Origin of the sequence: uncultured Turicimonas sp., assembly GCF_902477955.1 — a bacterium.
Taxonomy (GTDB): domain Bacteria; phylum Pseudomonadota; class Gammaproteobacteria; order Burkholderiales; family Burkholderiaceae_F; genus Turicimonas.
Window position 1 is genome coordinate 15,672 of sequence record NZ_CABSJB010000008.1, and the last position, 19,641, is coordinate 35,312.

24 protein-coding genes and 1 pseudogene are annotated in these 19,641 nt (G+C 44.2%); 8 read left to right on the plus strand and 17 right to left on the minus strand.

Features of this window, described 5'->3' with window-relative positions:
* Positions 1 to 27 precede the first annotated feature (27 nt).
* The 8 genes from greB to RDK53_RS03645 all read left to right on the plus strand — a co-directional run bounded on the left by greB (position 28) and on the right by RDK53_RS03645 (position 7,348).
* Positions 28 to 597, plus strand: coding sequence for a transcription elongation factor GreB (greB, locus tag RDK53_RS03610; protein ID WP_308513336.1), 570 nt, complete (start codon positions 28 to 30; stop codon positions 595 to 597).
* Between the two features lie 168 nt (positions 598 to 765).
* Positions 766 to 1,827, plus strand: coding sequence for a tRNA preQ1(34) S-adenosylmethionine ribosyltransferase-isomerase QueA (gene queA, locus RDK53_RS03615; RefSeq protein ID WP_282195731.1), 1,062 nt, complete (start codon positions 766 to 768; stop codon positions 1,825 to 1,827).
* Positions 1,824 to 2,957 carry a tRNA guanosine(34) transglycosylase Tgt gene (tgt, locus tag RDK53_RS03620; RefSeq protein WP_066593418.1) on the plus strand — a complete coding sequence of 378 codons (1,134 nt, stop codon included), beginning with the start codon at positions 1,824 to 1,826 and terminating at the stop codon, positions 2,955 to 2,957. Before queA ends, tgt begins: the two co-directional genes overlap by 4 nt.
* A gap of 73 nt (positions 2,958 to 3,030) precedes the next feature.
* Positions 3,031 to 3,375, plus strand: a complete 345-nt coding sequence (gene yajC, locus RDK53_RS03625; RefSeq protein WP_066593416.1) for a preprotein translocase subunit YajC — start codon at positions 3,031 to 3,033, stop codon at positions 3,373 to 3,375.
* Between the two features lie 71 nt (positions 3,376 to 3,446).
* A complete protein-coding gene (secD, locus tag RDK53_RS03630; protein WP_308513337.1) occupies positions 3,447 to 5,345 on the plus strand; it encodes a protein translocase subunit SecD in 1,899 nt (632 codons plus the stop codon).
* 2 nt (positions 5,346 to 5,347) lie between these two features.
* The gene (secF, locus tag RDK53_RS03635) at positions 5,348 to 6,283 is read left to right on the plus strand and encodes a protein translocase subunit SecF (protein WP_308513338.1); all 936 of its coding nucleotides are present in this window, start codon (positions 5,348 to 5,350) and stop codon (positions 6,281 to 6,283) included.
* Between the two features lie 75 nt (positions 6,284 to 6,358).
* Positions 6,359 to 6,811 (plus strand): DUF805 domain-containing protein, encoded by a 453-nt coding sequence (locus tag RDK53_RS03640; protein ID WP_308513339.1) that lies wholly within the window; start codon positions 6,359 to 6,361, stop codon positions 6,809 to 6,811.
* 141 nt (positions 6,812 to 6,952) lie between these two features.
* A complete protein-coding gene (locus RDK53_RS03645) occupies positions 6,953 to 7,348 on the plus strand; it encodes a hypothetical protein (RefSeq protein WP_308513340.1) in 396 nt (131 codons plus the stop codon).
* A 39-nt stretch (positions 7,349 to 7,387) separates the two neighbouring features.
* Here RDK53_RS03645 and RDK53_RS03650 read toward each other — a convergent pair whose 3' ends face one another.
* From RDK53_RS03650 to cybH, 17 genes and pseudogenes are all read right to left on the minus strand, one after another.
* The gene (locus RDK53_RS03650; RefSeq protein ID WP_217983895.1) at positions 7,388 to 8,050 is read right to left on the minus strand and encodes a response regulator transcription factor; all 663 of its coding nucleotides are present in this window, start codon (positions 8,048 to 8,050) and stop codon (positions 7,388 to 7,390) included.
* Positions 8,051 to 8,100: 50 nt separating this feature from the next.
* Positions 8,101 to 9,150 (minus strand): hydrogenase expression/formation protein HypE, encoded by a 1,050-nt coding sequence (gene hypE, locus RDK53_RS03655; RefSeq protein ID WP_308513341.1) that lies wholly within the window; start codon positions 9,148 to 9,150, stop codon positions 8,101 to 8,103.
* Between the two features lie 20 nt (positions 9,151 to 9,170).
* Positions 9,171 to 10,280, minus strand: a complete 1,110-nt coding sequence (gene hypD, locus RDK53_RS03660; protein WP_308513343.1) for a hydrogenase formation protein HypD — start codon at positions 10,278 to 10,280, stop codon at positions 9,171 to 9,173.
* 9 nt (positions 10,281 to 10,289) lie between these two features.
* Positions 10,290 to 10,508 (minus strand): HypC/HybG/HupF family hydrogenase formation chaperone, encoded by a 219-nt coding sequence (locus tag RDK53_RS03665; RefSeq protein ID WP_308513344.1) that lies wholly within the window; start codon positions 10,506 to 10,508, stop codon positions 10,290 to 10,292.
* A 2-nt stretch (positions 10,509 to 10,510) separates the two neighbouring features.
* On the minus strand, positions 10,511 to 12,820 hold the full coding sequence (gene hypF, locus RDK53_RS03670) for a carbamoyltransferase HypF (protein WP_308513345.1): 2,310 nt from the start codon (positions 12,818 to 12,820) through the stop codon (positions 10,511 to 10,513).
* Positions 12,821 to 12,824: 4 nt separating this feature from the next.
* Positions 12,825 to 13,487 (minus strand): hydrogenase nickel incorporation protein HypB, encoded by a 663-nt coding sequence (gene hypB, locus RDK53_RS03675; RefSeq protein WP_308513346.1) that lies wholly within the window; start codon positions 13,485 to 13,487, stop codon positions 12,825 to 12,827.
* A gap of 61 nt (positions 13,488 to 13,548) precedes the next feature.
* Positions 13,549 to 13,755, minus strand: a complete 207-nt coding sequence (locus RDK53_RS03680) for a hypothetical protein (protein ID WP_308513347.1) — start codon at positions 13,753 to 13,755, stop codon at positions 13,549 to 13,551.
* Positions 13,756 to 13,773: 18 nt separating this feature from the next.
* Positions 13,774 to 14,124, minus strand: coding sequence for a hydrogenase maturation nickel metallochaperone HypA (hypA, locus tag RDK53_RS03685; protein WP_308513348.1), 351 nt, complete (start codon positions 14,122 to 14,124; stop codon positions 13,774 to 13,776).
* Positions 14,117 to 15,223: a hypothetical protein gene (locus RDK53_RS03690; RefSeq protein WP_308513349.1), complete on the minus strand. Its 1,107-nt coding sequence runs from the start codon at positions 15,221 to 15,223 to the stop codon at positions 14,117 to 14,119. Before RDK53_RS03690 ends, hypA begins: the two co-directional genes overlap by 8 nt.
* Complete coding sequence (gene hybE / locus RDK53_RS03695) at positions 15,220 to 15,783, minus strand: [NiFe]-hydrogenase assembly chaperone HybE (protein ID WP_308513350.1); 564 nt, start codon at positions 15,781 to 15,783, stop codon at positions 15,220 to 15,222. The genes RDK53_RS03690 and hybE overlap by 4 nt, the downstream gene beginning before the upstream one ends.
* Positions 15,770 to 16,000, minus strand: coding sequence for a rubredoxin (locus RDK53_RS03700; protein ID WP_066593379.1), 231 nt, complete (start codon positions 15,998 to 16,000; stop codon positions 15,770 to 15,772). Before RDK53_RS03700 ends, hybE begins: the two co-directional genes overlap by 14 nt.
* Entirely contained in the window at positions 16,000 to 16,917 is a 918-nt protein-coding gene (locus RDK53_RS03705; RefSeq protein WP_308513351.1) for a hydrogenase expression/formation C-terminal domain-containing protein, read from the minus strand. The genes RDK53_RS03700 and RDK53_RS03705 overlap by 1 nt, the downstream gene beginning before the upstream one ends.
* Positions 16,911 to 17,354: a hydrogenase gene (locus RDK53_RS03710; RefSeq protein WP_308513352.1), complete on the minus strand. Its 444-nt coding sequence runs from the start codon at positions 17,352 to 17,354 to the stop codon at positions 16,911 to 16,913. The genes RDK53_RS03705 and RDK53_RS03710 overlap by 7 nt, the downstream gene beginning before the upstream one ends.
* Before the next feature lie 2 nt (positions 17,355 to 17,356).
* Positions 17,357 to 17,677 (minus strand): HypC/HybG/HupF family hydrogenase formation chaperone, encoded by a 321-nt coding sequence (locus RDK53_RS03715; protein WP_308513353.1) that lies wholly within the window; start codon positions 17,675 to 17,677, stop codon positions 17,357 to 17,359.
* 3 nt (positions 17,678 to 17,680) lie between these two features.
* The gene (locus RDK53_RS03720; protein WP_308513354.1) at positions 17,681 to 18,313 is read right to left on the minus strand and encodes a HyaD/HybD family hydrogenase maturation endopeptidase; all 633 of its coding nucleotides are present in this window, start codon (positions 18,311 to 18,313) and stop codon (positions 17,681 to 17,683) included.
* A 299-nt stretch (positions 18,314 to 18,612) separates the two neighbouring features.
* Positions 18,613 to 18,870: pseudogene (locus RDK53_RS03725) on the minus strand (HigA family addiction module antitoxin); the annotation flags it as partial.
* A 19-nt stretch (positions 18,871 to 18,889) separates the two neighbouring features.
* Positions 18,890 to 19,633: a Ni/Fe-hydrogenase, b-type cytochrome subunit gene (gene cybH / locus RDK53_RS03730; RefSeq protein ID WP_308513355.1), complete on the minus strand. Its 744-nt coding sequence runs from the start codon at positions 19,631 to 19,633 to the stop codon at positions 18,890 to 18,892.
* Positions 19,634 to 19,641 lie beyond the last annotated feature (8 nt).

Sequence of the window (19,641 nt, forward strand, 5' to 3'; positions counted from 1 at the left end):
GGCCTTCTTTTATTCGTGATGAAAGAAATGGCAGAAGAATTCCTAACTGACGAAGATGATGACGAGGAAGAAATAAAAATTCCGGAAATCAAAGGTTCGAAGAACTACATGACGCCGGCTTGCTATCATCGTTTGCTTGATGAGAGACAAAGGTTAGTTAAAGTCGAGCGACCGGAGGTTGTTCAGGTGGTTTCTTGGGCAGCTTCCAACGGAGATAGAAGTGAGAACGGAGACTACCTTTATGGCAAGAAGAGACTTCGTGAAATCGATCGAAGAATTCGGTTTTTGAATAAACGTTTGGAAAACAGCGAAGTTGTCGATCCGGCTACGCGGCCGCCGACAGATCAAGTATTTTTTGGCGCCACGGTGCTGTTTAGCGATGAAGACGGCAACGAATCAAAAATTAGAATCGTTGGAATTGACGAGGCCGATGCGACTGTGGGAGATGTGTCTTGGATTTCTCCGATTGCTCGAGTTTTCTTGAAAAAATCAGAAGGAGATACTGTTTTACTGCCTACTCCTAAAGGAGTCAAGAAGCTCGATATTCTCGAGGTAACCTATGTAGGGAATCCCCCGGGAACGCCTCATCAGCTTTGATTTGAGCCAAAAACCGGCCTTTAAGATGTCGGTTTTTGAAACTGAAGAAATACGAAAATTCAATAAGTTGTAACTGTAAAAACAGTTGGACTCATCCATTTTTGTTCTAGAATTGCACGGTCTATAAAGGACCTTTATTTTTTATTTTATGGAGTGGCCGGTAAAGCCATGGAAACAGAACAATATTTATCAGACTTTGACTTTGAGCTTCCCGAAGAGCTCATTGCGCAATTCCCGCTCGCAGACCGCACGGCATCTCGACTTCTTCATGTTTCCAAAGACGGAAAGATAGAAGACTTAACTTTCAGAGATATCTTAAAGTTGCTGAGAAAAGACGATCTTCTCGTGTTTAACAACACTAAAGTTATTAAGGCTCGTCTTAACGGCAATAAAGAATCCGGAGGTGCGGTCGAAGCGATGCTCGAAAGAATCCTCGGAGAATATGAAGTTCTAACAATGCTTCGTTCAAGCAAGTCTCCGAAACCCGGCACGAAACTCTTTTTTGTCAAAGATGGAGTGGAAGGAAGGGCAGAAGCAGAGGTCACGGGCCGTCAAGGGGAATTCTTTCTCCTGAAATTTACCGAGCCTGTTCTCGATGTTTTAGAAAAATTCGGAAAGGTGCCGCTGCCTCCTTATATCACGCATGCAGCTTCTAAATCGGACGAATCCAGATACCAGACGGTCTATGCAAAAGAGCCGGGAGCGGTTGCTGCGCCTACCGCAGGACTTCACTTTACGGATGAACTGCTTAAAGACATCAAGGCTTTAGGATGTGAAGAAGTCTTTGTGACCTTACACGTAGGGGCCGGAACCTTTCAGCCCGTTCGTTCAGAAAAATTATCTGAACATAAAATGCATTCCGAGTGGTATCACATTGATCAAAAAACAGCAGATGCCATAAACAAAGCACTTAAGGAAGGAAGAAGAGTGGTTTGCGTCGGCACAACAAGTTTGCGCGCTGTTGAATCAGCTGCTGCACTTGAAGAAGACAACCAAGTCAAAGCTGGAATACACGAGACGCGCCTCTTTATTAAGCCCGGGTATAAATTCAAAGTATGCGGAGCTATGGTCACGAACTTCCACTTGCCCAAATCAACCCTCGTGATGTTGGTCAGCGCATTATCCGGAAAAGATGAAATTTTTAAAGCTTACAAGCATGCCGTAGAAGAAAAATACAGATTCTTCAGTTACGGAGACGCTTGTTTCTTGGAGAAAAAGGAAACTGTATGAGTTTGACTTTTCATTTACATAAAACTCATGGAAAAGCCCGAAGAGGCGAGATGCATTTGAACCACGGGGTGGTCCAAACTCCGGTGTTCATGCCTGTAGGCACTTACGGTACCGTCAAGGCTATGTCTCCTCTTGAATTAAATGAGATCGGCTCCCAAATTATTTTAGGTAATACCTTCCATCTGTGGCTGCGTCCCGGTCTGGAGGTCATCGAACAGCACGGTGGCCTTCATAAGTTCATGGGTTGGGAAAAGCCGATTCTTACTGACTCAGGCGGATTTCAAGTCTTTTCTCTTGGCAAATTGAGAAAAATTACCGAAGAAGGCGTTAAGTTTGCTTCTCCGATTAACGGTGAAAGACTTTTCTTAACTCCGGAAGTCTCGATGGAGATTCAAAAGGTCCTCAATTCAGATATCGCAATGATTTTTGATGAGTGTACGCCATATGAAATCGACGGCAGACCCGCAACTGAAAAAGAAGCTGCGGACTCTATGAGACTTTCTTTGAGGTGGGCCGAGCGCTCCAAGAATGCTTTCGTAAAACTTCAGAACCCTAATGCACTTTTCGGCATCGTTCAGGGCGGAATGTTTGAGAAACTCAGAGATGAATCTCTTGAAGGCCTGATGAAGATTGGTTTTGACGGTTACGCTATTGGCGGTCTTTCTGTCGGAGAACCTAAGGAAGATATGATGCGCATTCTTGACCATATGAGCGAAAGAATGCCTGCAGATAAGCCGCATTATCTGATGGGGGTCGGAACACCCGAAGATTTGGTAGAGGGCGTCAAGAGAGGGATTGACATGTTTGACTGCGTTATGCCTACACGTAACGCTCGTAACGGTTGGCTTTTCACTCGCTACGGTGATATTAAGCTAAGAAATGCCCGCTATAAGAATGATTTGAGACCTTTGGATGAAACTTGCGACTGCTATTGCTGCAGAAATTTCTCAAGGGCATATTTGCATCATTTGCAGAAGGTCAATGAAATTTTGGGGGCACGTCTCAATACGATTCATAACCTTCATTTCTATCTCAATCTTATGCAGGAAATCAGAGACGCATTGGATAACGATACGTTTGACGAATGGTGCGAAAAATTCGCAGAGGATAGAAAGAGAGGAATTGAATAATTTCTAATTAACTCAACTCCTTTATAATTCCCAAGTTAATTATTAATGCACCAGTCGGTGATGGAGATTTAAATTGTTTTTTATTAGTGATGCATATGCCCAAGCAGCCGGAGCTCAGCCTGGTGGCCTTGAAAGCATGATGTCCTCTTTCGGCGTAATGCTTTTGATTTTTGTTGTTTTCTGGTTCTTGCTCATCCGTCCTCAGCAAAAGAGACAAAAAGAACATAAGAAGATGATTGATGCTTTGACCATTGGTAATGAAGTTGTTACAGCCGGCGGCATCATGGGTAAGATCGTTGAAGCCGATGAAAACTATCTTGTTCTTCAGATCGCTTCCGTCGACGACAAACCTGTGACTATCACTTTCCAGCGTTTAGCTGTTCAAGCAGTTCTTCCTAAGGGAACAGTCAAGTTCTAAAAGCTGCTCACTCAGCCCTCGAATGAGGGCTTTTGTTGTATTTATTTTTAGTGGTCTAATCCCTCCCAACCATGAATCGATATCCTATTTGGAAGTATGTTCTGATTGCGGTGATCCTTATTGTCGGTTTGGTTTACACCTTGCCGAACTTTTATGGTGAATCGCCTGCCGTTCAGGTAAGCCCAGGCAAGGCAACTGCAAAAGTAACGGAAAATACTCTCAAGACTGTTGAAGACGCGTTAAAAGCGGCTCAAATTTCTCCTAACGGTGTGTTCTTCGAACAAGGTGCTCAGCAAAACTCCATCAGAGTTAGATTTGCGCCGACTGAAGGCGAGCTTCAGCTCCGTTCCAAAGAAGTTATTGACAAAGCTCTTAACCCCGATCCAAAAGATCCAACATACATTGTTGCTCTTAACCTTGTTCCAAACACTCCGCAGTGGCTCTTAAGTATTAATGCTTTGCCGATGTACTTAGGCCTTGACCTTCGCGGCGGTGTTCACTTCCTTTTGGCTGTCGATATGGAAGCAGCCGTTTCAAAGAGAATTGAAGCTGCAGTCGGCGATGTAAGAACATTCTTAAGAGAAAAGAAGATTAGACACGCCGGTATTACACGCAGCGGAAATAACATCGAAATCCTCTTCAGAAGTGAAGCAGAACAAAGAGCTGCTTACGATGTACTGAGAGACCATGCGTCCGATATGCAGTACGAAGAACTGCCGGGAAGCGGTAATCGTTACATCATTCGAGGAACAATGTCTCAAAAGGCAATGTCTGACGTTCAGGAATATGCCTTGAAGCAGAACGTTGCTACTCTTCATAACAGAATTAATGAACTTGGCGTGGCAGAGCCTGTAATTGCTCAGCAGGGTGCAGACCGTATTGTTGTTCAGCTCCCGGGCGTTCAGGATACAGCAAAGGCTAAAGACATTCTTGGTCGTACAGCTACTTTGGAAGTGCGTATGGTCGACGATAGTCCGGAGGCAATGAACTCTCTTGCCCAAGGAACAGTTCCTTTCGGTACTGAAAAATACAAAGATCGAGAAGGCAGAGAAATTCTCGTCAAGCGTGAAGTCATCCTCACCGGTGAAAACTTAAATGACGCTCAGCCGGGATTCGACAGCCAGACTCAAGAACCGACGGTTAACTTGACCTTAGACAATAAGGGCGCAAGAAAGTTCAAAGACGTTACTCGTGAAAATGTCGGTAAGAGAATGGCTATCATCCTTTTCGAAAAAGGTAAAGGTGAGGTCGTCACCGCTCCGGTTATTCGTCAGGAAATCGGAGGCGGACGCGTCCAAATCTCCGGAAGAATGACCACTGTTGAGGCAACGGATACTGCTTTGTTGTTAAGAGCCGGTTCTTTGGCTGCTCCGATGGAAATCATTGAAGAAAGACTGGTTGGTCCGAGCCTTGGTGAAGAAAATATTAAAGCTGGCTTTAAATCTACTTTATGGGGTTTCATCGCCGTTTCCGTCTTCATGATTATTTACTACCATTTGTTTGGTGTAATTTCCGCAATAGCTTTGACCTGCAACTTATTCTTGCTGGTTGCCATCTTGTCTATGCTCCAAGCAACTCTAACGTTGCCGGGTATTGCCGCTATGGCCTTGACCCTTGGTATGGCTGTTGACGCTAACGTGCTTATTAACGAACGTATTCGCGAAGAACTGAGAGTGGGACGTACACCTCAACAGGCAATCTCCGAAGGTTACGGAATGGCTTTTAATACCATTTTGGACTCCAACATTACGAGCTTGATTGCCGGTGTTGCGCTGCTGATCTTTGGTTCCGGTCCGGTCAGAGGCTTTGCGGTTGTTCACTGTTTAGGTATTCTTACTTCTATCTTTACTGCCGTGATGGTATCTAGAGCAATTGTTAATCTCTACTATGGTCGCCGTAAGAAACTTACTAAGCTTTCAATTGGTCAGGTTTGGATCCCTGATGCAGAAAAAACTAAAAAGGGAGCCTAATCATGGAGCTGTTTAAGATTCATAAAACGATTCCATTCATGAAGTATTCAAAAATTTTGAATGCGATATCGTTTATTTCATTTTTTATTGCAGTTGCTCTTCTGGTCATTAAAGGCTTAGCCTTCTCCATTGAGTTTACGGGCGGTTTGGTAATGGAAGTTAATTACCCGCAAGCTGCGCCGATTCAGCAAATCCGTACGGATTTGGAAAAAGTCACGGGCGGTGAGGTTCAGGTTGTTAACTTTGGTACAGCCAGGGACGTTCAAATTCGTCTTCCTCTGAAAGGGGATAAGACCTCTGCACAGATGAGCGCCGAAGTTATGGAAGTGATTCATCAGCACGATGCTAAAGCCGAGTTGAGACGAACTGAATTCGTCGGTCCTCAGGTTGGTGAAGAATTGGCAACTGACGGCTTAACAGCACTCTTGCTTGTGATAATTGGTATCATGGTCTACTTAGCGTTCCGTTTTGAATGGAAATTCGCTGTGGCAGCCATTATCGCTAACTTCCACGACGTGATTTTGGTGCTTGGGTTCTTCTCTTTATTCCAATGGGAGTTCTCCTTGCCAGTGCTGGCTGCGGTACTGGCCGTTCTTGGTTACTCCGTTAACGAATCCGTAATTATTTTCGACCGCTGCCGAGAATGCTTCAGAAAGATTCGAAAGGGAACACCGGTAGAAATTGTTAATACGGCTATTACCCAGACTATATCCAGAACGATCATTACTCACTCCTCGACATTGATGGTGACTTTAGCGATGTTTTTCTTCGGAGGTCCTGCGCTCCACTACTTCGCTTTAGCTTTAACTATTGGTATTTTGTTGGGTGTGTACTCTTCAGTATTCGTTTCTGCGGCTATCGCTCTCTACTTAGGAGTTAAGAGGGAGGACTTAGTCAAGAAAGTCAGAAAAGACGAAATTACTGACATGGTTCCATAATATTTGATACCCACTTCGTTTTTAAAAGGGAGGCTTCTGCCTCCCTTTGCGCTATTGTGAAGGAACGGAGGATTTATGAGAACAGGGCTGAGATGGTTCAAATTTGCAATAAGCAAAATTTCTGATTTCAGAGGAAGGGCAGGGAGATCAGAATTTAATTGGTATGTATTGTTCTTTGTTCTCTTTGCGGCCTTATGCTTTGGCCTGGATACAATAGTTTCGGATTATCCGATTATCGTTTCGATTTATTTTGCCCTTGCCATCGTGCCCTCAATTCTCTTGGTTATTCGCCGACTCCATGACATAGGACACTCAGGTTATTGGTGCATTGTGTTTTTTATGTTTCCTCCGCTAATGCTTTATCTAATGTTCGCACCTTCAGATAAAGAACCAAATCAATTCGGTTTTACGGAACGGTTAGTCAATGACTCTCCTAAACCTTTTAAGCCATTGGATGAAGGAAACGGATTCGAAGAACTAACAGATAACGGGTCGAAAAGAAAAAACGGAGAGCCTTATCAGCCTTAAAGCTGTTTAAGAGTCAGTTCAAGAGGTAATCTGACTTCTTATTCCGGAACGAAGGAAGCGTGTTGTTCTTCGGGTAAAATCCAATAATACCTATAACTCAATGCAATAATATTTTCTCAATATCAAGTGACGGAGGGAATTATGTCTAAGAAAAAAGATATTTCCAAAAAAGAAATCAAAAAAAGAATTAAGTTAGAAGACAAAATTTTTAAACTGATTCTTAAATCACGCTCTAAAAAGCATCCTCTTGATGAACAGCTGTATGCTGTAATCGACTTTCTTGAACAGCTTCAGTACAGCCTTAAGGAGTTGGTTAAAGAGGATGAACAGAAAGAGCAAGCTGAAACTGAAAAACTCATCCAAGAGGAACTTCCTGAACCGGAGGCGAGAGAAGAAATCAAGGAAGAGCCAAAAGCCGAAGTTAAAGAAGAAGTAGTTGAGGCTGCCCCGTCTGCAGAGACGCCTGCAGCGGCAGTCAAAGAAGTTAAGAAGTCTTCTAAGAGAAAAGGAAGAAAACAGATTAGAAGAAGAAAGTAGAATATAAAAAATCCGCCGATTTGGCGGATTTTTTATGAGTTAATCTACATTGAAGCCGTTTTTACGTGCTGCTATGAGGGCCTCAGTCCTATTTTTGGCATTAAATGCTCGGTAAATAGCTGCGACATGAGTCTTAATGGTTCCCTCGGAGAGTTCCATTTTTTTGCAGATAGTCTTAATTGAATCTCCTTGGCTAAGCAGTTTAAGAACTTGACATTGCCTTGGAGTTAAGTGCACGGAGGAGCTCGGGTTTTCAAGCGGCTGCTGAGGATTCATTCCTACAGACTGCTGTTGAGAGAGAACTTTGGATGGGATATAAACACCGCCTTCAAGCACAAAGCTAATTGCATGTTTAAGGAGTGTAGCATCCAAGGATTTAGGAACGTAACCTGCAGCACCGGCCGATAGGCTCTTCAAAATACTGTCCGGATCGACTACCCCTGATAACACAAGAATTTTCAGAGCAGGATATTCAGATAATAATTGTTCAAGTAATCCGGTACCGCTTGAGTCAGGTAAGCATAAATCTAAAATCATCAAGTCTGCGGAATCACCAAATTTGTTTGCTAACTCACGCGCATCTCTTGCCGAAGATCCTGTATAAATTTGGACTTCCGGGTACATGCTTTTTAATAACGCGCTCATTGCTGTGGTGATCAGAGAATGGTCATCTACCAACAACACCAAATGAGGCTGTTTCATAAATACTTTCTCCTAAATATGCGTGATAGGAACGATTATATAGTAGTGGACTAGCAGATTCTTGGTAACTGTTCTCCGCTTAACCAATCCACCATTCTAGTTCCACCGAACGGCGTTTCCATCTGAACAAAACAGTTCTCATCCTCTACGCAAGTCCCGATTATCTGAGCATTCTTTCCTAAGGGATTTGCACGCATAATTTCCAGCATTTTTTTTGCGTCTTCGGGTCCGCAAATTGCGATAAGCTTTCCTTCATTGGCAACAAATAAAGGATCGAGACCGAGGAATTCACAAGCAGCGGCAACCTGTTCTTTCACCGGAATCTTAGCCTCTTCAATTTTCATTCCGACTTTAGATTGAGTTGCAAGTTCATTAAGTGTGGTACCAAGACCTCCTCGTGTCGGATCACGCATACAGCGTAAAGAAGGAATCTCTTTGACTAATGCTTCTGTCATGGAATTGAGACTTGCGGAATCGCTTTGAATTTCGGTCTCAAAGCCTAAATTGGCTCTTTGACTCATAATGGCAACGCCGTGGTCTCCAATGTCGCCTGACACGGCAATAACGTCGCCTGGTTTGCAGTTTGCTCCGGAAAGGTGAATACCTTTAGGTACAACGCCAACGCCCGTAGTGTTGATGTAAATGCCGTCTCCTTTGCCTTTTTCAACTACCTTGGTATCACCGGTCACAATATAGACTCCGGCTTTCTTGGCCTCTTCGGCCATGCTCTTCACAATCTTTTCCAGATCGGCTAAAGGGAAACCTTCTTCGAGAATAAAACCTGCGCTTAAGTAAAGAGGTTTCGCACCGCACACGGAAACATCGTTAACGGTTCCATGAACGGATAATGAACCGATATCACCGCCGGAGAAAAAAATGGGAGAAACGACATGAGAGTCGGTCGCCATCACGATGTGACCCTCAGGGGTTGGAAGATATGCCCCGTCATCGCCTTGCATGAGATATTCATTATTGAAGTACTTGGCAAAGAGTTCGGAGATTAGCTGTGCGCTGGCTTTGCCGCCTGCGCCATAGTTCATTTCGATTTTTCCGTTTTTAATGTTCAGCGGACGGACATAATGTTTCTTTTTTTCTTGCATTTTATTTGTACCGATACTGGCTATTTCTTTGTTCTTCTTCCGTAAGTGTAATAAGCTGCGCAGGCACCCTCAGTGGAGACCATGCAGCTTCCGATTGGAGTTTCCGGCGTGCAGACGGTTCCGAAAGCACGGCAGTCTGACGGATGCTTTTCTCCTCGCAGAATTGCGCCGCATTCGCATGCTTTGTTGTCCGGGACTCTGCGGTAGGGAAGATCAAAACGTTTTTCTGCATCAAAGAAGGCATAGTCTTCACTTAGCTTTAGAGCGGAATAGGGAACGCTTGAGAGGCCTCGCCACTCAAAAGAGTCTCTGATATCAAAAACTTCCTTCATTAGATTGATAGCTTTAACGTTGCCTTCGGGTTTGACCGCGCGAATGAATTCGTTTTCAACTTCCGCTCTTCCGTCATTAATTTGCTTAATGAGCATAAGAATCGCTTGAAGCATGTCTAATGGTTCAAAACCTGCGACCACAACGGACTTTTTATATTTCTCAGCCAACTCCTTGTAGGGATCAGATCCGATAATAGTGGAGACATGAGCGGGGCCGACAATCCCGTCAATTTTGACACCGTTCGGATTGTTCAGAATATGCTTCATGGCCGCTGGAGTTAAAACATGGTTGCAGAACACTGAGAAATTCTTAATATTTTCTGCTTTTGCCTGTTTTAGAACGACCGCTGTAGGCGGCGTTGTTGTTTCGAATCCTATAGCAAAAAAGACAACTTCTTTGTCCGGGTTTTCTTTTGCAATCCTGTATGCATCGCTGACGGAATAGACCATGCGGATATCTGCACCTTGAGCTTTCGCCTTCATCATGGAAATTCCGCCGGATGCCGGTACTCGCATGGTGTCTGCATAAGTACACAAAATAACATGATGCTTAACGGCTAGCTCAATTGCAGAGTCAATTCGTCCGATTGGCATGACGCAAACGGGACAGCCCGGACCGTGAATCATTTCTACATTCTTCGGAAGAATATTTTCTAAGCCGTAACGGCTTAAGACATGAGTATGACCGCCGCAAAATTCCATTAAACGATAGGTACGATCCGGCCTGACTTCTTCCGCAATCTTCTTTGTGATCTCTTTGGCTATTGCCGAGTCGCGATATTCACTAATGTATTTCATAGACTATCTTTAAGCGGAGACCTGAGAATTGAAAAGTTGAATGGTTCTTTGGGCTTCTTCCGGATCGATTTTCTGAAGAGCATAACCGACATGCAGAATGACATAATCACCGACTTGTACATTCTCAATCAAAGCCGTAGAAATTGTTTTCTTAACACCGGCGATTTCTGCGATTGCTTCATCACCGGGAAGCACTTCAATAATTTGTACGGGAACGGCTAAACACATTTTTATTCCTTCTCTATAACATTTGCCATACCGGCGACCCACAGCTGACCGAGAGATAAACCTCCGTCATTGCAAGGGACCTCGGTAGATTCGTAAATTTTTAGCTTTTGGTGCTTCAATGCACTTTTGATTTGTTTCATCATGAGATTATTGAGGCAGCAACCTCCGGAAAAACAGATTTTCGTGATGCCTGTCTTTGAACTTTGTTCAATTAATTCTTCGGCAAGAACGGAAGCAATTGTCGTGTGAAAATCTGCAGCAGCTTCTGCTCTGTCTTGCCTTTGGGCAAGATGAAGAAGAAATTCATCGATATTCAGAATGCCGTTTTCACGTTTGACCATTTCTCTGAAAAAGCGGCCGTTTTTGTTTTTGGCAGCGTATTCCAGTAGAACAGGGGCTTCGCCTTCGTAGGTAGAAAAGTCCTTAACCCGAAGGAGGGCTGCAACCATGTCAAAAAGCCTGCCTAGACTTGAGGACTGTGGAATCGGAAAGTTTGAATCCGTCAGATGAAAAATCATTCGAACATTCCTGTTCGGGAATAATTCCAGAGCCTTTTCGCGGTAACCGTTTTGTGCTAAAAACGCAGCGGCAATTCTCCATCCTTCTTTTGCGCATTTATCTCCGCCCGGAAGAGCAACCGGTTTGAAGTGGCTTAAACGCAAAAAACCGCTCGGATCTACGCGAAGAATTTCGCCTCCCCAGCTGGTACCATCCGTCCCTAATCCAACCCCGTCTAAGGCAACCCCGATTACAGGTTCTTCCAGACCATGCTGAGCCATCACGGAGGCGATATGCGCGTGATGATGCTGGACAGGAAAAAGCTTGGCTCCGTATTTATCCGCTAAATCTTCTGCTAATCGAGTTGAAAAGAAGTCGGGATGAAAATCACAGGCAATAATAGACGGGTGAATATCAAACGTTTCAATCAAATGTTCAATAGCTTTAGATAAAGCCGTGCAATTAGAGACTCTGTCCAAATCTCCAATATGCTGAGAAAGAATCGCATTATCTTCTTTTGAAACACAAGCGGTGTTTTTTAGCCAAGAGCCTGTAGCGATGCAGGAAGGTACTTTCCTCGGCAGCTTAGTGACCTTTGGAACGTATCCGCGGGCTCTTCTTATGATTTTTGTGGGTTCCGAAAGATCGCGGCGGATTACCGAGTCATCGCATCGAATGAGAATATTTCTATTGTGCTCGAGATAAAAATCTGCAATTCCTTGCAGCTGCTCTTCGGCTTCTTTATTGTTAATAACTAGAGGCTCACCTCCTGCATTGGCGCTTGTCATTACGAGATAAAGAGGGACTTCTTCTGAGGCGAGTGGAAAGTGAGGTTGCCGGTTAACTGCCTCAAAAAATAAAAGCCAATGGATGGGTGTGTAAGGGAACATCAGACCAATTGTAGAAAGATCAGGCGCTATCCCATCAAGCAGTTCATCGGCCGCGTCCTTCTTTGGACAAAGAACAATAGGGGCAGCGCTCGATTCCAGAAGATTTTTGGCTTCTTGGTCGATTACAAGAAATTTTTCCGCACTCTTAGCGTTTGCAGTCATGATTGCAAACGGTTTACTCGGTCTGTTTTTTCTTTTGCGAAGTTCTCCGACGGTTTGGGAATTTAACGCATCACAAACTAGATGAAAACCTCCCAATCCTTTGATTGCACCGATTGCGCCTTTTTTTATTAATCTGAAAGTTTCTGCAATCGGGTCGTCGGTCTCTATAAGATTGCCGTCCTTATCTTTCAAAGCTAGTTGAGGCCCACAGTTCCAACAGGCATTTGGCTGAGCATGAAAACGACGGTCAAGGGGATTTGTATATTCTTCATGGCACAAAGGACACATTGGAAAGTCCTTCATACTGGTTTGTGGTCGATCGTAGGGAATATGAGCAGTAATCGTATATCGAGGACCGCAGTGAGTGCAGTTAATAAAAGGATACCGGTACCTTCTGTTGCCGGGATCAACAAGCTCTGTCAGACAGTCTTTGCATACGGCAGCATCGGCAGGAATCGTTGTTTTAACTGCCGAGGATTTGCTTTCAATAATTCTGAAAGAAGAAAACGCCGGACACTCAACGACTTCTTCCTCTAAAGAATCTACTGAAGCAAGAGGAGGCAGTTCTTTTTTGAAGCGTCTGTCAAAGACATCTTGTTGTTCTTTAGTGCCCTGAAGAATAATCTCTACACCTTCTCCGTCGTTTAAAACCGTCCCTTTTAACCCTTCGGAAACAGCAATAACGTATACAAAGGGGCGGAAACCGACTCCCTGAACAGTTCCTCGAACTCGGATTCTTCGGGTGTAGAGATTTGAATCCATATGATTATTTACGATGGCTCTTTAACCAGTCAATCCACTTTTCCATGCCCTCTCCGGTAGTCGAAGAAAGTTCAATGATTTCGATATCCGGATTGACTTGTTTGGCGTACTGTTTGCATTTCTCAACGTCAAAATTGAGATAAGGAAGGAGATCGATTTTTGTCAAAATCATGACTTTTGATGCATTAAACATGTACGGATACTTCAAAGGTTTGTCCTCTCCCTCAGTGACGGAAAGAACGACTACCTTGCATAATTCTCCAAGGTCGAATGCTGCCGGGCAAACAAGATTGCCGACATTTTCGATAAACAGAATGGAATTGTCCTCGGGAATTAATTTTGCTGAGGCGTCTTTAATCATTTCCGCATCTAAATGGCAGTTTTCTCCCGTGTTGATTTGAATAGCACGGCAACCGGTTGCTCTGATTCTTTCCGCATCATTGATAGTCTGCTGGTCTCCTTCGATTACCATCAGAGGGACTTCATTTTTTAAAGCTTCGATTGTCTGACAAAGGAGCGTAGTTTTGCCGCTTCCCGGGCTTGAAACTAAGTTGAGTGCGAGAATATTGTGATCGGCAAAATAATTTCTGTTTTCTGCAGCGACTTTATCGTTTGCTGCCAGAACGTCCATCTCAAGTTTGATTAAACGATCATCTACATCGCTCATGAAATACCTTTTTAGAAATTAAATTATTTTTTAGTTCTATTCGTTAGAAGAATCTAGCTGATTAATTAGCATGATCATGTTCATGGCCATGATCATGATGATGTTCATGGCTGTGTTCGTGGTGGTGTTCATGACCATGATCGTGAGGATGTTCATGGCCGTGGCTATGTTCGTGATCACCATGGTGATGAGCATGAATATGCTGTCCGGATTGATCTAAATCTTCAATTGTTGCGCCTTTGCCGCCGCATCCGCATGTAATACACATATTAACCTCCAAGTGTTACTAATCTTCTGTTTTAAGTTCAAGCTCTGAGACCCTAAATTCGTTGCCACCGTTAATTTTTAACTGATACCCTCCGCAAATAGGACAAGGATCGCCTAAATGATGGAACGGAACTGTTTGAGCACACTTCATACACCAAGCTGTTCCTTCCGGGCGTTCAAGTTCAATTTCTGCTCCTTCCATTACAGTCCCATGAGCAGCGATTGTGAGACTTTGCATCAAGGATTGCAGCTCAACGCCGGCCAGCTCACCGACGATTAATTTAATTTTTGCTACATCCCGATTGTTGTTTTGTTGTGAAACGCCCTCAACAATCTCCACAATGCTCTGTGCCAGGGACATCTCATGCATTTTTATTGACCTCGATATTGATTTGAACACACGGGTCGTAGGAAGAAACCACCAGATAAACCAGTTTTTTTAATTCATCTTCCGACTGTCCTGAAATATCTTTTAAAGAATCATTAAAAGCATGTGTGTCGGTTACATTCAGTTCTGTTGGAGTCAAGATACCGTAATCAGCAATGACGTTTTTTCCTTCTTTTTCTTCCAATTTTGCAAAGTGAAAAAGAACGCCGCGAGAGTTTTGAATAACGCTCAGCGCGCATTTATCTTCCAACTTCAAGACTGAGGCAGAAATCTCGGAAGGGAAGTCATCCATCAGAGTTGTAATGAGTTCAACGAATCTGGCGCAAAGCCGGGTGTATGCCGTGTTTCCATCTTGCGCTAGCAGATAAGAAATCAGAGGATCTTTTCTTTGACGCGCCACTGCCCCCGTTAGGTGTTTGATATCGAACTTATGGCCTTTCGACATCCATAGTTTCTTTTCCTTCACATCTTCTAAAAGCACTTGAGGAGTCTTTTTAAGAAGAGGAAGGCTGCACCATCCTAAGTTACGGTGAGAGTTAAGAGCTGCAAAGATTGATGGAATATCTTCAGAAGTTTCATCCGTGAATCCATTGAGAAGATCTTGCTCCCAATCTTCGCCGAAGTCGGCCAGCAAAAGAGGAAGAGCCAAGTCTGCTAATTTTCTTTTTTCTTCCTTAACTTTTTCCGAATCACGGGGATCAACTTTTTTAAGTTCGCTTACTTGTGCACGAATCTCGACAATACGGTGAATGTGTCTTTTTCGGAAAGCTTCAGGAGCAAGCTGCAGCAAAAAGAAACGTATTCCTTCGTTAATGATTTCCAGGTAATTCTGCCAAATGCAGTCCTTGAAGATTTCCGTGGTGTCTTGTCCCGAAGCTTCATACAATGCAAGTTTGGCTGCAGCACTCTGTGAGTCGGGGCAGAGAGAAAAAAGAATAGGAATGAGTTCAAAGACCTCATCCGGAGTCTTACCGATAAATAATTTTTCTACAGAAACTTCAGAAGAAGCTTTCACCGCTGCATTTCTTACACAGTTATCGTCTGTATCGAGAAAAATATTGAGATTTCCGACAAAGCTCATGCGTTCTCCTGTTGTTTCCTTCTAAAGAAGGATCTTCTAGAAATTGGTTTAGATAAAGTGTTCTCTACGGCTTTTTCCATGGCCTCTTCTTCGATTTCTCGTTTAGATTCAACCATTGGAGTTCCTTCTTCTTCGGGTTGCTCATCTTTCATAATTTCATCGAGAGCGGCGTAGGCGACTTCGACAGCCATTTGATCGTCTGTAATTTCCTCAAGTGGGGAAAGGAGGGAACACATTTTGTATTCACCAAGGATTTTATCTTTCACGCTGATAAAGTCATAGAGCCCGGCCGGAAATTGATAATGAAGTTTTTTTCCTTCAGGAACTGATTTCCAATATCCTTCTTCTCCCTCACATAAAATAAGATTGATGGCCCAAGGCGTGACCATGACTCCGAGCCAGAAGTTAGTCCATTTCTTAAAACCAACTGCGTGGACTTTAACTTTCGGGTGAAGAAAGGGCAGTCCCTTCATTCGGTTTTGATGAATGTACTTAAACCCAGCCTCTAAGCGAGAGGCCGGATTTGGCTTCCAAATAGCAGGGGCCTTACTTTTCTGCATAATCTTTGGGAACTACCATGAACAGTTCTTTTTCGCATCCGCAGACAGGGCAGCACCAATAGTCAGGAAGTTGGGAAAATGGTGTAGAAGGCTCGATGTTCTGATCAATGTCTCCTTTTTCAGGATCGTAAACATAGTGACAGACCTTGCATTCCAAGCAGTCAGTGTCCTTGAGCTTGGAGGCGTCTCCTAAATAAGTTCCTTCAAAGCCATGCATTAAGACAACTCCACGGGAGAAAGTTCCCAGCTAGATGTAACCCATTCGACCAATTCTTTGATTCGTAAGACCGAGTCCTGTAGATCTTCTGCAGAGGCCAGCGCTTCTTCGGGGAGGCCGCAGACGACAATGGTGTTGAGAATCATCAAACGAGTAGGGGCGTTGTTAAAGTATTGAATTCTCCATGCATGACGAACGTCGGTGGAAAGAATATGGCAGTTTCCGAATCCTCTGGACATCATATGCACGGCACCCATGCCAAGAGCTGTGTCAATAATTTGATTGTCAGCCGGAGTCATAGGAAGATGACTCAAATTAAATGTCTTTGCCGGTGCGCCGGGTTCCCAGCTCTTAAGAGCGGCGTTAAGTTCCGCCAAGATGGCAGGGCTGTTCATGGCCTCAGGATCTTCCTTGGTAGGGTTAAGTCCCTCTTTAGATGTCAGATAAGCAGCTTCCGGTACGCATGCAGGTATGGCGCTTACTTCGATCTGGTCGGAAATCGGTTTGCCGTCTTTGTAATAGCAGACACGCCAAACACCGACGAAGATGGATTCTTGGATGCGGATTTCGTCGAAATTATCCTGCGGAAGTTTGATGATGATAGAAACTTCACCTTCACCCAACATTTGGTTGACCAAATTCAAGGTAGCCGGATCTAGATGGTTTAACGCAAAAGAGGGACCGGCAGCATTGGAATTTTGGTTCCAATTCTTCATTTCTTGATAAAGCTCAATGAATAATTGACGGCAGCGTGTTGCCGTTTCCTTATCGCTGATTTCCGGAGCATGAGGTCGGACGTATGTTTCCACGGTATCTGGAACGCCGATGGTCATTGCCTTTTCTTCATCGGGCTGTGAACCGGGGCCGATGCTTTTAATTGGAATGTTGATTGGCCGAGAAGTAAATTTGTTTAGCATGATTTAACAGGAATTCCGATTGAGGGTGGGAAGGAAGGAGAACGCTGAATAATTTCATCAACTTCAGCAACAAGTTGAGACCACAGACGCAAGCCGTCGACCGCTCCGAGATAAGCGCCGTCTCTTACAAACACCATAGCCGGCCAGCGTTTAAAGCCGTAGATGGCTGAAAGTTTTCTGGCATGAGGAGGGCAGACGACAGCTTTGTTTTTGATTAACTGACAGGATTTTGCTAACTCTGGAGCAATGACGATTGCATCCATAGTTTCTTTCATCCGGTTTGGATCATCTACAAAGAGAATCAGAGAAAGACCGTCTTTCTTCAGAAATGCTTCAAAAGAATCGGCATCAATTTGCTCGAAACCACATTCCTCAGTCATTTTTTTGAAGATGGGATGAGTCTGCAGATCTATTTTTTTAGGTACTTCTATAAGCATGATTACCTCTTTTTTAATTGGGCAGCCAGATGCGGAGGAAGGCGTCCGGTGTTGGCAGTGATGTCGGCAAATGCATCTTCAGTATTTGGATCAAGAGTCCCGTTCATCGCGTTCTCCAGAGAATCTAACGCTTTGTTTACTTGGGCGGCTCGCTCTTCCGTAAGAACGTCCATTGCCGTTCCGTTCCATGCCAGGATCCAAGTTCCGGGTTCAAGCGGGCCAACCATCATTATGTCGATTTTTTCCCGCTGGCCTCTGCCTTCACAGATGGCCACGCCTTCATCCGGAAGCTCCTTGACGATCATTGGTATTCCGATACACATAGGTTATGCCTCGTTAGTGCGGATAAAGGCGTATCTTCTGTCACCCGTACGATCAGCCTCTTCTTGAGAAGGTCTTTCTGCTTCGTATCTTTCCATGTTCAAGGCCGAGTTCTCATTCAGAGGCTCGTAAGATTCGTTCGGAGTTCTTTCTCTTAAGGGTACGCCCCAGTTTTTTAATTCTTTAAAAGCAGCCTCAACAGCGGGCCCGAGCTGTTTCTTGGCTTCATTGGATAAAGACCCGCCGTAATCATCAAGAAGCACAGGCTGGAAGCCAACAACGACGATTTGGTTCGGCGCAGACAGGCGTAGATGAGCAGCTGCCAATAAGTCGTTCATACCGTCTTGGTGTGGGGAGAGTTTGGTTGATGTCCAGATTGAAATCTCTTCATCGTGGAGAACTCTTAATTCACCGGGTTTCCCGTGAAAATCACAGCAGTCAAAAACTAAGAGCTTGTCGCATCTGCAAATGTCATCGAACAGATACATTCCGAGAGTGCCTCCGTCGATAACTTTATCTGCCGGATCAAGCACCGCGTACCTTTTATGGAACTCTTCAACAGCTCTTACGCCAAAGCCTTCGTCAGCCCAAAGAATGTTTCCGATCCCAAGGATTAAAGTTGGAATTTCTTTTGTCATACGCTATTAGTAACCTTCGTAGTTACACTTACTTATCCAAATGATTATACGGTAAAAGTAAGTGGAAATACTAATGATTGGCACTTAAATAGCGAGTCGATTGAATTTTTTGTATAGGTAGAGGAATTAACTAAAAGTAATATGAAAAAGTTATATAAGAAGAACTGAAATGGACGATATAAAAACAACAAAACTCGTCAGAGACGAGCTTCTTATTGGGGTGAAAGGCTTTGTCGCTTTTCCTTTTCCAGTTCCTGATATAGATCCCAGTGCATTTGCAGCGTAAGCCAAAATTCGGGATCCGTATTAAAGAAGCGGGCAAGCTTTATAGCGGTAGAAGGAGTTATTGAGCGTTTTCCTACGACTAGTTCATTAACTCTTCTTCTTGAGACGCCTAAGGCCCTCGCAAGGTGAGCCTGCGAAATAGAAAGGGGCTGCAGAAATCTGGAATCTAGGAAGGTTCCCGGGTGAGGAGCACTTCTGCAGGACTTCAGGAAGGAGAGGTCTGACAATTTGGCCTCTCTCCCGAATCCCTTATTCCGTAATTCTGCAGCCATCTTATACAACGCTTAGAAATTACTTACCGGAGTAAGTTCTTTCGATCTCCGCGTCCGGGAACTGAGGTTCCTTGAAGTAGCGGATGCCGTTGATAATTGTGGATACCTGAGTACCGCCGCCCATGATATCTTCACGGAAGCTCATGTATAAGTGAGCGCAGAGGAAGATAAGGATGTAGTACATCAGCAAATGATGGAAGGTTCTTACCGGCTGCGGGCCGCCAAGCAATTCAGTAACCCAACCGAAGTATGTCATCCAACCTGTATCCCAACCCCATTGCTGAGCATAAAGACCAAACCCGGTAATGATGATGAGAACACTGCCGAGAATGTACATTAAGCACATTGCGGTTTGAGCCAAAGGATTGTGTCCGACATATTCTTTTGGATGCTTATTCAAGAAGAGATAATAAGCAGCGCAGCCGAAGATGCCTTTGAGCCACATAATGTCCCAGAAGGGCAGAATGAAGATCATTCTTGAGTATTTGTTGCCCACAAATGCCCAGTAGATACGGTAGGCAAGAAGGGCAGCAAACAGCATGCCGCATACTAAGTGGATCAGGATAATATGTCCGAAGAAATATGTGCTCCATGTATCCGCATAGTTGGGGATCGGAGGCCAGCCGATTAAGAAACCGGTGATACACAAGAGAAAGAAAACAACCGCTTGTGCCCAATGCCAAAACCTAACTGGGGCCTCATAGACATATACAGGCTCGATCGGTCCTTCAAGAATTTCATACGACCATTTCGAGATTTTCATAAAACCCC

Excerpts from the sequence above, each read along its gene's own strand:
- greB (WP_308513336.1), top strand. The coding sequence starts at position 28 with ATGGCAGAAGAATTCCTAACTGACGAAGATGATGACGAGGAAGAAATA.
- queA (WP_282195731.1), top strand. The coding sequence starts at position 766 with ATGGAAACAGAACAATATTTATCAGACTTTGACTTTGAGCTTCCCGAA.
- tgt (WP_066593418.1), top strand. The coding sequence starts at position 1,824 with ATGAGTTTGACTTTTCATTTACATAAAACTCATGGAAAAGCCCGAAGA.
- secD (WP_308513337.1), top strand. The coding sequence starts at position 3,447 with ATGAATCGATATCCTATTTGGAAGTATGTTCTGATTGCGGTGATCCTT.
- secF (WP_308513338.1), top strand. The coding sequence starts at position 5,348 with ATGGAGCTGTTTAAGATTCATAAAACGATTCCATTCATGAAGTATTCA.
- RDK53_RS03640 (WP_308513339.1), top strand. The coding sequence starts at position 6,359 with ATGAGAACAGGGCTGAGATGGTTCAAATTTGCAATAAGCAAAATTTCT.
- RDK53_RS03645 (WP_308513340.1), top strand. The coding sequence starts at position 6,953 with ATGTCTAAGAAAAAAGATATTTCCAAAAAAGAAATCAAAAAAAGAATT.
- RDK53_RS03650 (WP_217983895.1), bottom strand. The coding sequence starts at position 8,050 with ATGAAACAGCCTCATTTGGTGTTGTTGGTAGATGACCATTCTCTGATC.
- hypE (WP_308513341.1), bottom strand. The coding sequence starts at position 9,150 with ATGCAAGAAAAAAAGAAACATTATGTCCGTCCGCTGAACATTAAAAAC.
- hypD (WP_308513343.1), bottom strand. The coding sequence starts at position 10,280 with ATGAAATACATTAGTGAATATCGCGACTCGGCAATAGCCAAAGAGATC.
- RDK53_RS03665 (WP_308513344.1), bottom strand. The coding sequence starts at position 10,508 with ATGTGTTTAGCCGTTCCCGTACAAATTATTGAAGTGCTTCCCGGTGAT.
- hypF (WP_308513345.1), bottom strand. The coding sequence starts at position 12,820 with ATGGATTCAAATCTCTACACCCGAAGAATCCGAGTTCGAGGAACTGTT.
- hypB (WP_308513346.1), bottom strand. The coding sequence starts at position 13,487 with ATGAGCGATGTAGATGATCGTTTAATCAAACTTGAGATGGACGTTCTG.
- RDK53_RS03680 (WP_308513347.1), bottom strand. The coding sequence starts at position 13,755 with ATGTGTATTACATGCGGATGCGGCGGCAAAGGCGCAACAATTGAAGAT.
- hypA (WP_308513348.1), bottom strand. The coding sequence starts at position 14,124 with ATGCATGAGATGTCCCTGGCACAGAGCATTGTGGAGATTGTTGAGGGC.
- RDK53_RS03690 (WP_308513349.1), bottom strand. The coding sequence starts at position 15,223 with ATGAGCTTTGTCGGAAATCTCAATATTTTTCTCGATACAGACGATAAC.
- hybE (WP_308513350.1), bottom strand. The coding sequence starts at position 15,783 with ATGCAGAAAAGTAAGGCCCCTGCTATTTGGAAGCCAAATCCGGCCTCT.
- RDK53_RS03700 (WP_066593379.1), bottom strand. The coding sequence starts at position 16,000 with ATGCATGGCTTTGAAGGAACTTATTTAGGAGACGCCTCCAAGCTCAAG.
- RDK53_RS03705 (WP_308513351.1), bottom strand. The coding sequence starts at position 16,917 with ATGCTAAACAAATTTACTTCTCGGCCAATCAACATTCCAATTAAAAGC.
- RDK53_RS03710 (WP_308513352.1), bottom strand. The coding sequence starts at position 17,354 with ATGCTTATAGAAGTACCTAAAAAAATAGATCTGCAGACTCATCCCATC.
- RDK53_RS03715 (WP_308513353.1), bottom strand. The coding sequence starts at position 17,677 with ATGTGTATCGGAATACCAATGATCGTCAAGGAGCTTCCGGATGAAGGC.
- RDK53_RS03720 (WP_308513354.1), bottom strand. The coding sequence starts at position 18,313 with ATGACAAAAGAAATTCCAACTTTAATCCTTGGGATCGGAAACATTCTT.
- cybH (WP_308513355.1), bottom strand. The coding sequence starts at position 19,633 with ATGAAAATCTCGAAATGGTCGTATGAAATTCTTGAAGGACCGATCGAG.